The 11,133-nt window shown below is 60.7% G+C and carries 10 protein-coding genes; 4 read left to right on the top strand and 6 right to left on the bottom strand.

Annotation, left to right across the window (positions count from 1 at the left end):
* Nucleotides 1–136: 136 nt before the first annotated feature.
* From BM300_RS29440 to BM300_RS29415, 6 genes are all read right to left on the bottom strand, one after another.
* Nucleotides 137–619 (bottom strand): CS1 type fimbrial major subunit, encoded by a 483-nt coding sequence (locus tag BM300_RS29440; protein WP_092345721.1) that lies wholly within the window; start codon nucleotides 617–619, stop codon nucleotides 137–139.
* Nucleotides 620–663: 44 nt separating this feature from the next.
* Nucleotides 664–1,407 carry a pilus assembly protein gene (locus tag BM300_RS29435; protein ID WP_092464685.1) on the bottom strand — a complete coding sequence of 248 codons (744 nt, stop codon included), beginning with the start codon at nucleotides 1,405–1,407 and terminating at the stop codon, nucleotides 664–666.
* A 93-nt stretch (nucleotides 1,408–1,500) separates the two neighbouring features.
* Entirely contained in the window at nucleotides 1,501–2,736 is a 1,236-nt protein-coding gene (locus BM300_RS29430) for a hypothetical protein (RefSeq protein WP_092464683.1), read from the bottom strand.
* A 66-nt stretch (nucleotides 2,737–2,802) separates the two neighbouring features.
* Nucleotides 2,803–4,068 (bottom strand): hypothetical protein, encoded by a 1,266-nt coding sequence (locus tag BM300_RS29425; protein ID WP_092223385.1) that lies wholly within the window; start codon nucleotides 4,066–4,068, stop codon nucleotides 2,803–2,805.
* 94 nt (nucleotides 4,069–4,162) lie between these two features.
* The gene (locus BM300_RS29420) at nucleotides 4,163–6,697 is read right to left on the bottom strand and encodes a CS1-pili formation C-terminal domain-containing protein (protein WP_092223383.1); all 2,535 of its coding nucleotides are present in this window, start codon (nucleotides 6,695–6,697) and stop codon (nucleotides 4,163–4,165) included.
* 126 nt (nucleotides 6,698–6,823) lie between these two features.
* Nucleotides 6,824–7,309 carry a CS1 type fimbrial major subunit gene (locus tag BM300_RS29415; RefSeq protein ID WP_092345727.1) on the bottom strand — a complete coding sequence of 162 codons (486 nt, stop codon included), beginning with the start codon at nucleotides 7,307–7,309 and terminating at the stop codon, nucleotides 6,824–6,826.
* A gap of 428 nt (nucleotides 7,310–7,737) precedes the next feature.
* Between BM300_RS29415 and BM300_RS29410 the strand changes: the two genes are divergently transcribed.
* The 4 genes from BM300_RS29410 to purT all read left to right on the top strand — a co-directional run bounded on the left by BM300_RS29410 (nucleotide 7,738) and on the right by purT (nucleotide 11,064).
* Nucleotides 7,738–8,301: a PadR family transcriptional regulator gene (locus tag BM300_RS29410; protein ID WP_072345585.1), complete on the top strand. Its 564-nt coding sequence runs from the start codon at nucleotides 7,738–7,740 to the stop codon at nucleotides 8,299–8,301.
* A complete protein-coding gene (locus tag BM300_RS29405) occupies nucleotides 8,298–9,083 on the top strand; it encodes a siderophore-interacting protein (protein WP_092464681.1) in 786 nt (261 codons plus the stop codon). Before BM300_RS29410 ends, BM300_RS29405 begins: the two co-directional genes overlap by 4 nt.
* 230 nt (nucleotides 9,084–9,313) lie before the next feature.
* Nucleotides 9,314–9,781, top strand: coding sequence for a preQ0 transporter (locus BM300_RS29400; protein WP_092223379.1), 468 nt, complete (start codon nucleotides 9,314–9,316; stop codon nucleotides 9,779–9,781).
* Nucleotides 9,782–9,882: 101 nt separating this feature from the next.
* Nucleotides 9,883–11,064, top strand: coding sequence for a formate-dependent phosphoribosylglycinamide formyltransferase (gene purT / locus BM300_RS29395; protein ID WP_063324546.1), 1,182 nt, complete (start codon nucleotides 9,883–9,885; stop codon nucleotides 11,062–11,064).
* Nucleotides 11,065–11,133 lie beyond the last annotated feature (69 nt).

Below are 11,133 nucleotides of genomic sequence, written 5' to 3'. Positions count from 1 at the left end.
TGTGGCGAGGGAGCTTGCTCCCGCTGGGTGGCGAAGCCGCCCCACGCTTTTCCAACCAACTGGATACCTCTGACTTGCCATCTTTGCGGCTGCTACGCAGCCGAGCGGGAGCAAGCTCCCTCGCCACAAAAGCCAGTCAGGGCGCAACCGCATCGAACACCATGTGCACCGTGCCGTAGTAATCACCCGACCTGTATCCATCACCGGGCTTGATCGCGGCGATTTCCAGGGGCACCTGGCGTCCAGGCCTGGCCTCGAGGGCCGTCACGACCTGGGTCGAGTCCAGGGTCAGTTCGACCTCGTTGAACTTCACCCGCAAGTCGATCCGCTCGCGGCCATTGGATAAATAGGCCTCCTCGGCCAGGCGCGCACCGATGCCGCCCGTGGTGTTCTTCACCTCATACGTCGCCCGCAGCGAACCGAGCTCGCCGGTGATGGAGCTGAAAGGCAGCCGTTGCTCACGCTGGACCAGTTGCGGGTCGAGGGGCAGCACAAAAAAATCGACCGTCGGGATGGTCACGTGGAGTTCGAAGGTTTCCCGCTCGACCGCTCCCCAGGCCGAAACCCAGGGCAGCATCAGCGCGGTCAACGCAAGAGGGCGTAGCAGTGTCTTGGACATATTGATTACCTGTGGCGTCTGCGACGGTTCGGCGACGACAACCGTCAACCCTTGATCTCGACGGCTTGGCTCTTGCTGCCCTCGATCAGCGTGAAGCGGTACTCACGCCCCGCCTCCTTGTCGAAGGAAAACGTGCGCCCGGCCATGACGTGGTGCTTGGTCGTCGGGCGGCAGTCGCTATCCGTCTTCGCGTCGCAATCCTTGAACTCATCGATCACCACGACGCTGTTGCCGTTGTTGCGCATCAGGTAGCGATTGGCGCTGTCATCGATCACCGTCTCGAAACGGGTGTTCTTGGGTCGTACGAAAAACACCGTGCCGTAGCCCGCCAGGACCTTGACCCCTGCCGCCACCCGCTCCTTCTTGTACGCTTCGCGTTCCTCGGCGCTGACGGCAAATTCATCCTCGGCTTCCGGCACCACCGGCACGAAACGCACCCGGAAATAGCGCTCCTTTTCGCGGTTGCCCATGAACAGCAACCGGGTGCCCTGCATGCCGTTGGCCGGCACGATCAGCCGCGCCGGGCTGGCCATCAGGCCATCCTTGGAGATGGCGCCGGCCTGGTTCTCCAGGGGCAATTCCTGGTAGCTGCCGTCCTCGTTGTAGACAATCTCCAGGATGTTGACCTTGACGAACGCCGTGGACGTTCCGCCGTTGAACACCCGCTTCATGTAGGTGCTTTTGTCGCCGTCGAGATAGTCGTAGACCACCCCGACACCAATCTGCGGCCCGGCCTGGGCCATGCTGCAAAACAGAAGAAAACCAACCCATGCCACTAGATGCTTCATCACTTCTCTTAACCTCATGTATTAAACGCAACTCACTGCACATTGCTGACTGAATAGGGCTCGCCGAACACCGCCGGACGACACGCCGTCGTTTCAAACCTCTGAATCCCAGATCACCGTGACGGCGCCGGTATAAGTGTCGGGCGCGCGATCGAGCATCGCCGCGACACTGACGCTGCGGATCTGGAAATGCAGGGTTGCGGGCTTGCGATCGATGTACCTGACCGGGAGAAATCGAACGGGATTGCCAAAGCTTCCAACAGGCACCGTTCGACGGTTGACCGGTGTCCCGTCAGGATTGGTCAAGCCGTCGGGCAGCGTCACATAGACATCCACCGGGTAATAGATAGCGGAACCCGGCGCCGTTACACCGCACTCGGTGCCGGCCATGTAGCGGCATTCGAGCTTCATCGTGAACGGCGAAGACGTCGAGATGTGGAACTGATGGTCGCGAAACAGCACCGTCGGTTTGCTGCCGTTGCTCAACCACGCCTTCCAGCCCTCTCGAGGCTCCAATTCCACCCGGTTTCCCCCCGGTGGAATTTCAACCTTGAGGACATGCTCGACATCCAGGGTGAAATTGAGCGTGAGCGCCGAATCGTTGGGGATCACGACGTCACCGAAGTCAAAGTCCTGGCCCGGCCCGATACCGAGCGTCAGCGAGCCCCGGTACTGGCCGCCTGTCATTTGCAAAGGATTGGGCGTGCGCAGCTCGTAGGCAAAGCTCAGGCCCTGGTATTCGAACTGAGGGATCAGGTAGCGGGCCGGTTTGGCACAGGCGTCTTCTACCGGTGTCTTCCAGAAGAACCAGGCGTGGGAAAGGGTCGCCCCCTGCCTCACACAGGGCGTCGGGGCTTGCCACCAGGTCGAGCCGAAGATCATGTTGTAGGCGGTTTCGTCACTCACGCCGCCACCGACAATCTCAGCGGGGCTGGGGCTCAGCCCGATCGCCCCGCCCAGGCCGACAACGCGAAACTCGAGGGTTTCGGTATGGCCTGTACCTGAATGGGTCACCTGTACCGTACGCCAGTTGGCCGGTGCCTTGAGCATCGCACCTTGCCGGCTATCTTCATGATTGGCCTGGATCGGCCCCCCTGAAGCGCCCGTACCCAATATCAGGCTGAATATCCCGGCCGACTGGCACAGCACGACGAATTGCTCGCAATAACCGCTGTTTCGAGTGGTATTGACGAACTTATTCTCGTGAGGCTTTGCGCTGTCCGCTCTGAATTGCGCGGTGATGTCCACCGTGGCGGCATGGACAGCCGGCACGCAGGCCAACCCAAGCGCGGCAGCCATACCGCTTGCCCGTTTTCTCGAAAGCTTCATCTATGCAACCTCCTGTAGCAGAGCGAATCGTGGCGGAGAAAAACAGCCGTTGACCGAACCCAGGGTTCAGACTTCCGAATCCCAAATCACCGTGACGTTGCCGCTATACGCCTTGGCGCCGGTGTCCAGCATCGCTTCGACCTGGCTACGGCCAACTTCGAAGTGCAGGGTTCCCGAGCGGCGATCGACATAGAAGCCCGGCTGGAACAGCTCGGTACCACTGCCATCAAGCCTTAGCTGACGACGGTTGACCGGTTGTCCGGCGGCGTCGGTCAAGCCATCGGGCAGGGTCACGCTGACGTCCACCGGCACGGCATGACCGCTGCCGGTTTCGGTGATCGCGCAGGTATTGCCGCTGACGTATTGGCATTCGAGCCCCATCTTGAAACGGGAGGAGGCTGAGATGTGGAAGCGCTGGTCACGGAACAGCCGGGTCGGTTTTTGCCCCTGGTTCAACCAGGCTTGCCAGCCGCCTTGGGGGACCAATTCGACGCGGTTGCCGCCGGGGGGTATTTCGACCTTGAGGGTGTGTTCGACGTCAAGTTTGAAGTTGAGCGTGAGAGCCGAATCGTTGGGGATCACCACATCGCCCATATCAATGTCCTGTCCCGGACCAACGCTATAGGTCAGCGACCCGGTGTATTGGCCGGACGACATCTTCAATGGGTTGGGTGTGCGCAGTTCGTAGGCAAAATCCAGGTGGGTATAACTCATGCTGGGGATCAGGTAACGGGATGTTTTGGCGCACACATCTTCTACTGGAGTCTTCCAGAAAAACTCGTAATCCGTAGCGGTGTAAAAACCTACACCACTGTATCGACAGGGCGCAGGAGCATATACCCAAGTATGCGAAACACCGCCCCAGAGTCTTTGATGAGCGGTGAGGACGTCTACGCCCCCACCTACCACATTGACCACGCCAGCAGGGATTCGGTATTTCGAGCCGAGACCGGAAAAGCGTACTTCAACGGTTTCGGTTTCACCGGTACTCGCATGGGTTACCCGTGCCGTACGCCAGTTGGCAGGGACTTTAAACATTGCACCCTGACGAGCACTTCCATGATTGGCCTGAATGGGACCGGCCGAATTGAAAGTCATGGGTAATCGAATGCTGAAGGTCTTTGTAGCCTTGCACTCCGACGGATGACTTGCACAGTAACCACTGACCGGAGTGGTGTTGAGAAATACATTTTCTTGGGGCTTCGCAGGGTCAGGCCTGAAAATCGCACTGATATCCTGCGTCAATGCACTGGCCGTTGGTGAGCCAGCAAGAAGCGAGGCAAACAACAGCACCGAAGCCACGCTGCGCACGGCCACCGATAAAGGTTTCATCTATACAACCTCATACATCAAAGCGAATCCCTGCAAGTTGGAGAAAGAACCTTCACGCGGGGCGCACACCTTGCTCCCCGCGACACATCAGGAATCAGGAGCGCTGCCGGTCCTTGCCGGTCTCGCCCAACGAGTTATCTGCCAGGGTGTCCGGCGTGCAGCGCAAATCACCGATCATCAACACATCGCCTTCGCGGTTGGCGTTGTCCGGGTCGAGGCGGAACCGGCAGAACAATTCACTGCCGTAGCGCACTTCCAGGGTGGGTGAGCTGGCGTTCATTTCCATGGAGAAGAACCCATCCGCCTCGCTGACGCCGCGGCTGGCGTGGTTGATCACGTGATGGCCCCGAAGCGGCTCGCCTTGTTCGTCCACCAGGCGCCCGAGTACGGTCACGGTTTTCATCACCTGGACCTTGCGGTAATCCACGCCGCCCTTGTTCAGGTGATAACGGGTCCGCGCAGGCTCGATATTGGCCGCCGGCGGATGCACACCCTCGAAGTCGAAGGTCACCATGCTGTTCTTGTAGGCGGTGATGGGGATGAAGTTGCGCCCCGGGCGTAACGCCGTGCTGCCACCGGTCAAATCGTCGGCACGCAGGGCGACATCGTCCAGATCGGTTTCCACGTCGACGATCAGGCCCGCGCCGCGCCCTTGGGGCAGGCCGGTGAAGGCGGCTTTCTGGCTGCCCACGGCAACGGTGCTGCTCAGGTTCAAGCCGCCGGTGAGGTTGTCGTTATAGGACGAACGCTGGACGAAACCGTCGCCGTAAAGCGAATCGGTCATGAAACTGCCGATGCCGGACAGCCCCACGCCATAGGTGTCGGCCATTGCCGTGGCGGAGACACTTTGCAAGACGTGGTCCTGCAGGTCCCGGCGATAGGTCACAGAGGCATTGTGGTCGCGGTCGCCGTCCCGCGATGTGCGGGTGCCGATGCTGCCCGACCAGTACTCGCCCGGCCCACCCAACGCGACACTGATGCTCAGGTCGACGCCGCGGTTGCGCCGGTCGGCGGTGCTCGACGTACCGGGGCGGTCGAACACCGACAGCCGCCAGTTGGCATCGCTGCCGCCCAGCTTGCCGCGCTGGGTCCAGCCCAGGTCCAGGCCGGTGCCTTGGACATTGCCTTCGCTGTAGGCCAGCCGTCCATTGATGGAGGTCTTGTTGCTCAAGCGATGGTTGACCGACAGCGAGGAGTTGCTGGTTTGGCCGACGAACACGTTGCGTTGGCGGATGCGGGTGCCGTCCGGCCGGGTTTCATAGGTGTTGCGGGTGTCCAGCCAGCTGCGGTTGTGGCTCGCCACGACGCTGCCATGGCCATAACTGTACAGGCCTTGCACGTCCATGCCGGTGCCGTACTGCTGGGTCTGATAGACGTTGGCGTACAGGTTGGTGTTGCTGGCCAGCGTCCAGTCCACCGAGGTGCCCACTTGCAGTTTGTCCTGCACCTGACGCGTGGAGGCGCCCAGGATCACCCGGGGATGCAGCAGGTAGTTGAGGCCCACACCCGCCGTGGTGAAACCCGAGGGCTGGTCTTCCCAGTTGCTCCAGAGCCTGGTTTCGCGTCCGGCGAACAGGTTGTAGCGCCAGCGATCCTCGGAATTGCTCCAGTTATTGGGTTTGTAGACCAGCTCCTGGCTGGTGGCGGTGGTTTGCCCGTCCTCGATCAGGCGCACTTCCACTTCATAGATGCCGCCGGGCAAGGGTCGGGTGTCCAGGCTCTGCAAGCCGGCGCTGACCGCCTGAGAGTTGATCAGCAGGCCGTTGCGATAGATCTCCACCGACGCCTGGCGGCTGGCGGTGACATAGATGGGGTAGACGCTGGGCTTGGGGTTTTCCACCACCAGGCTGTCGGAGCTGCCGTACATGACGCCGAGCGCCGTGTCGGGGTTGGCCCCGAACGAACGGATCTGACGGTTCAAGCCATCGGAACTGGGCGTGAAATAACCCAGGCGGAAAAAATTCCCTTCCATCTCTCGTTGGGTGTAAAGCTCGTGGACGGCGTGGTACAGCTTGTCGTCCGGGCCGCCAAGACGCGAAAGCTGGAGGTCCAGTGACTGGCTCCAGTTGCCCACGCTGGAACTGGCGTTGAGGCCATAACGCCCGCCAGTGTCCTGTTCCTGGCCACCATTGATATTCAGTTGGTTGTTGAAGATCAGGCCGAGGCTGCCGCCTTCCGGCTGATCGTGGTAACGCTTGGTTTCGTTGGCTCGCTCCACGTCCCTGGTCAGGATCGACACCAATGAATTTTCCAGACTGTAATGCACAGCCAGCAGCCCGGACGGGCAGCGGCTTTCACAAGCGCCCAGCCTTTGTCCCTGCTTGAGATGCTGCTCCCATTGATCGCGCTCGGCAGCTTTTATCGAGCTGTCCTGCGTGTCGGTGAATTCGAGCAGGGTAATACGATCATCCCGCGTCAAGACCACCATGGCTTCACCGAGGTACTGTTGATTGAGTTCAACACGAACCGCCAAAGGCACATCGAAAAAGTGCGATTCAAACTCAGCCGGCAAACCCTTGGCCTGGGCTAGCAGGCTCTTGGGTGTGGTACCGGGGGCAGTCGGCGCAGCCAATGCACTCGCGCACAGAAACAGCGCGAGGGCACCCGCGATGGGTGTCATCGGAAACATCAACGGATTCTCATAATCAACGAACGATCAGGGCGTTTCGGGTGCGGGCCGCCCGGCAGGGGAGCGCCGGACGGCCTGCGGCAATGCCCGTGCAATGAGGTGAACCTCAACGGGCATCGAGCGGCATCACGGGCGTGGCACGGCGTCGAAGATCACAGTCATGTCGGCGGTGTACAGGCCGTTCTGGGTATCCAGGGGCTTGTCCGCGACGATGGTCATGTCAGCCTGGGTGCCTGGAGTGGAGGTTGCATCATCCACCACTTCCTGAGGGGTGGCGGACAGGGTGATGCCGTTGAACTTGGTGGTCAGGGCGATGGCGTCACGGCCGTTGTACAGCGCCGCCGGGCCACCCTCGATGTAGGCATGGACCGAACCGTTGGTGTTCTTCACGTCGAAGGTCTGGCGCAGGGAAGTCAATGTGCCGGCGACGAGGTTGTAGCTCATGACTTCATCTTTACCGAAGTTCGGGTCACGTGGCTGCACATGGAACTGCAGGGTCGGGATGTTCGCGGTGATATGGATCGAGGAGCGCGCATCATCAGCGGCGAACGCCGCCGAAGAACCCAGGGCAGCAGCGACCAGAGCAGTACCGGATACGAATTGTTTGAGCATGTTGTTAACACCTGTTCTTGACATAAAGAGAAGGGTTGAAAGTTGCAGGCCAATAACCGCTTGGCCTGCCCCCTTCAACGCCGGGGCATGATCGGCTCTCTTTAATCAAAAATAAGCAGGCACTTTCCCATAAGCATGTAGTACTTCGTGCATATAGCACGAAGAAAAAGAAGCCATTTCTTATAAAGTTGAAGTTTGGCTGTCAGAAACAACCCACATTGCCAGCCTACACGCTACTCAATCATTACAAATGTATGCAGCCCGTATGCTTGTCACCCCGGGTCTAGAGCTTTCATGTAAGGTTTTTTCCGAACCCAAGTAAGACCTTGCGAATAAAAATACATCTTAGTTCCAGAAACTTATCAAAGATATATCTTTAAATAAAGATATATCTAAGTTTTATCTTATGCAGAATGGAGAGCGCGCATATGACAGTCACTTATTCCCTTCCCAAGAACGATGGACTTGAACAACCCACGGCAGTCCGTGAGCGTGGCAGCCGGGGTCCACGGGTCTTCGCCTCCGGCGATCTGAAGCTGCTGTTGCTGGCGCTGATTGCCGAACAGCCTTGCCATGGCTATGACCTGATCCGTCGGATCGAAAATATGTTCGACGGCGCCTACAGCCCCAGCCCCGGGGTGATCTACCCGACCCTGACCTTCCTGGAAATGAGCACGATGGTGACCTGTGGCGTCGAGGACGGGAAAAAATGCTACAGAGTGACCGACGCCGGACGTCTATCCCTTGAGGAGCAAGCCGTGGCGCTGGATGAGGTAAGGATGCGTATTGAAGCCAGCAAACGCGCCCTGCGCGGACAGGACCGCCCCGCACAAATCCATGAAGCGGTGTATAACCTGCGGCATGCGCTGCACAAGCACCCCGGGCATTGGACCCCGGAGGAGATCAAGCGGGTAAGCGACTTGCTCAACGACACCGCCAAAGCCATCATCGACGGCCTCGACCGTCCACCCGTTTCGGAGTCAACGCCATGACTGCAGTCGATCCAAACACCATTCACCGTGTCAATCACGAGGTCAAACGCCGTCGCCTGGAAGTCTTGCGGGTGCAGGACCTGACCCCGCGCATGCGCCGTATCACCGTCGGCGGACCGGAACTGGCCGGGTTCGTCAGCCTGGGCACGGATGATCACGTCAAGCTGTTTTTCCCGCAGAACGCTGAGGAACGGGCGGCGCTGGAAAGCCTCAACCTCAGCGCCGGCAAGGCCCAGGGCGCGCTGCCGCAAATGCGCGACTACACCCCGCGCCGCTATGACCTGGACACCCTGGAGATGGACATCGATTTCGTGCTCCACGGCGACGGCCCTGCCTCGACCTGGGCGTCCCAGGCAACGCCGGGGCAGTACCTCGACATCGGTGGGCCACGGGGTTCGATGATCGTGCCGGACATCTTCGACAGCTACCTGCTGATCGGCGACGAAACCGCCCTCCCCGCCATCGCCCGCCGCCTCGAAGGCCTGGCGCCGAACCGGCGTGCCCTGGTGGTGGTGGAAGTGGAAAACGGCGCCGAGCAGCAGGTCCTCCAGAGCCCGGCGCAGGTGCATGTGATCTGGGTGCTGCGCGAAGGTCGCCAGGATAACCTGCTGACCACCGTGCAGCAGTTGGATATGCCCGGTGGCAAGCTCTACGCCTGGGTCGCCACCGAGAGCAAGGTGTCGCGGCAGATTCGCAAGGTGTTGCTGGAGGAGAAAGGGCTGGATCAGGATTTTGTGAAGGCTGTAGGGTATTGGAAGGCGGAGGGGAGTGAGGAGGAATGAGCTATTGGCGGCGGCTAAACTACCCATTGAGCGACACAGAACTCCGTGGCGAGGGAGCTTGCTCCCGCTGGGCTGCGCAGCAGCCCCCCTCTCAAAGACCACTCAATTAACCTGATCCACCGGGTTGCCTGGTTTGGGGCCGCTTCGCGCCCCAGCGGGAGCAAGCTCCCTCGCCACGGGGAATATCGCTATCCTTCAATATTTGGCACGACATTTCACCAGGTACCCCCATGCTCTTCCTGATCGCCTACATCGCCAGCGTCGTGCTGATCAACTTCGCGTTTTCCGCCGCGCCGCACCTGGACATCATCTGGTCGGCCTGGGGCGGGCTGGTGTTTATCCTGCGGGACATGGTGCAGACCCGTTTCGGCCATGGTGCTATCGCGGCGATGCTGGTGGCTCTGGTGTTGTCCTATGTCACCTCGGATCCGACCATCGCCCTGGCCAGTGCCACGGCGTTTGCCGTGTCCGAGTGCATCGACTGGCTGGTGTTCACGATCACCAAACGCCCATTGCATGATCGGCTATGGATCAGTTCGGCCCTGAGCATTCCGCTGGACACGTTCATTTTCTTCGGCCTGATCGACGCTCTGACGCCTGCCGTGGTGATCACCGCCCTGCTCTCGAAATTCGCCGGGGTCACGGCTGTCTGGCTGATCATGGCCTGGCGTTTGCGCAAGCAAACCGTCGCCACCTGAAGCCAAAACCCGCAGTTCATGTAAAATGCCGCGTTTTCTCCCCACGGGAAGCTCGCCCGGCGTGCAACCCTCGACGACCGCTCCTGTTTGAGGACCTTCAGATGACCCGTATCGGAACTCCCTTGTCGCCCACCGCGACCCGCGTTTTGTTGTGTGGCAGCGGTGAGCTGGGCAAGGAAGTGGTAATCGAGCTGCAGCGCCTGGGCGTTGAAGTGATCGCCGTGGATCGCTACGCCAACGCGCCGGCCATGCAAGTGGCCCACCGCAGCCATGTGATCAACATGCTCGACGGCGCCGCCCTGCGTGCGGTGATCGAGGCCGAGAAGCCGCATTTCATCGTGCCGGAAATCGAAGCCATCGCCACTGCCACCCTGGTGGAACTGGAAGCCGAAGGCTTCACCGTGATCCCCACCGCCCGCGCCGCGCAGTTGACCATGAACCGTGAAGGCATCCGGCGCCTGGCCGCCGAAGAACTGGGCCTGCCGACCTCGCCGTATTTCTTCGCCGACACCGTGGAAGACTATCGCAAGGCCGTCGAAACCCTGGGCTTCCCGTGTGTGGTCAAGCCGGTGATGAGTTCGTCGGGCAAGGGGCAGAGTCTGCTGCGCAGTGCCGACGACGTGCAGAAAGCCTGGGACTATGCCCAGGAAGGCGGCCGTGCCGGCAAAGGCCGGGTAATCATCGAAGGCTTCATCGACTTCGACTACGAAATCACCTTGCTGACCGTGCGCCATGTCGGCGGTACCACGTTCTGTGCACCGGTCGGTCACCGTCAGGAGAAAGGCGACTACCAGGAATCCTGGCAGCCGCAAGCCATGAGCCCGGTGGCCCTGGCTGAATCCGAGCGCGTCGCCAAGGCAGTGACCGAGGCCCTGGGTGGTCGCGGCCTGTTTGGCGTCGAGCTGTTCATCAAGGGTGATCAGGTGTGGTTCAGCGAAGTCTCGCCACGTCCGCACGACACTGGCCTGGTGACGCTGATTTCCCAGGACTTGTCGCAATTCGCCCTGCACGCCCGCGCCATTCTCGGCCTGCCGATTCCGTTGATCCGCCAGTTCGGCCCATCGGCTTCGGCGGTGATCCTGGTGGAAGGCCAGTCGACCCAGACCGCTTTCGCCAACCTCGGCGCCGCCCTGAGCGAGCCGGACACCGCCCTGCGCCTGTTCGGCAAGCCGGAAGTCAACGGCCAGCGCCGCCTGGGCGTGGCCCTGGCCCGCGACGAATCCATCGAAGCCGCCCGCGCCAAGGCAACCCGGGCTTCGCAGGCCGTCAAGATCGAGTTGTAAGGCTGGCCCCCCCCGTGGCGAGGGAGCTTGCTCCCGCTGGGGCGCGAAGCGGCCCTAAAACCCGGCGAC

The organism is Pseudomonas sp. NFACC46-3, assembly GCF_900114515.1.
GTDB lineage: Bacteria > Pseudomonadota > Gammaproteobacteria > Pseudomonadales > Pseudomonadaceae > Aquipseudomonas > Aquipseudomonas fluorescens_Q.
The sequence above is the reverse complement of the archived record's forward strand: the minus strand, read 5'-3'. Positions and strand labels throughout refer to the sequence as shown.

Bases quoted from the DNA above. Each gene is read 5' to 3' on its own strand.
- BM300_RS29405 (WP_092464681.1), top strand. From the start codon at position 8,298: ATGACTGCAGTCGATCCAAACACCATTCACCGTGTCAATCACGAGGTC.
- purT (WP_063324546.1), top strand. From the start codon at position 9,883: ATGACCCGTATCGGAACTCCCTTGTCGCCCACCGCGACCCGCGTTTTG.
- BM300_RS29425 (WP_092223385.1), bottom strand. From the start codon at position 4,068: ATGAAACCTTTATCGGTGGCCGTGCGCAGCGTGGCTTCGGTGCTGTTG.
- BM300_RS29410 (WP_072345585.1), top strand. From the start codon at position 7,738: ATGACAGTCACTTATTCCCTTCCCAAGAACGATGGACTTGAACAACCC.
- BM300_RS29420 (WP_092223383.1), bottom strand. From the start codon at position 6,697: ATGTTTCCGATGACACCCATCGCGGGTGCCCTCGCGCTGTTTCTGTGC.
- BM300_RS29435 (WP_092464685.1), bottom strand. From the start codon at position 1,407: ATGAAGCATCTAGTGGCATGGGTTGGTTTTCTTCTGTTTTGCAGCATG.
- BM300_RS29430 (WP_092464683.1), bottom strand. From the start codon at position 2,736: ATGAAGCTTTCGAGAAAACGGGCAAGCGGTATGGCTGCCGCGCTTGGG.
- BM300_RS29415 (WP_092345727.1), bottom strand. From the start codon at position 7,309: ATGCTCAAACAATTCGTATCCGGTACTGCTCTGGTCGCTGCTGCCCTG.
- BM300_RS29400 (WP_092223379.1), top strand. From the start codon at position 9,314: ATGCTCTTCCTGATCGCCTACATCGCCAGCGTCGTGCTGATCAACTTC.
- BM300_RS29440 (WP_092345721.1), bottom strand. From the start codon at position 619: ATGTCCAAGACACTGCTACGCCCTCTTGCGTTGACCGCGCTGATGCTG.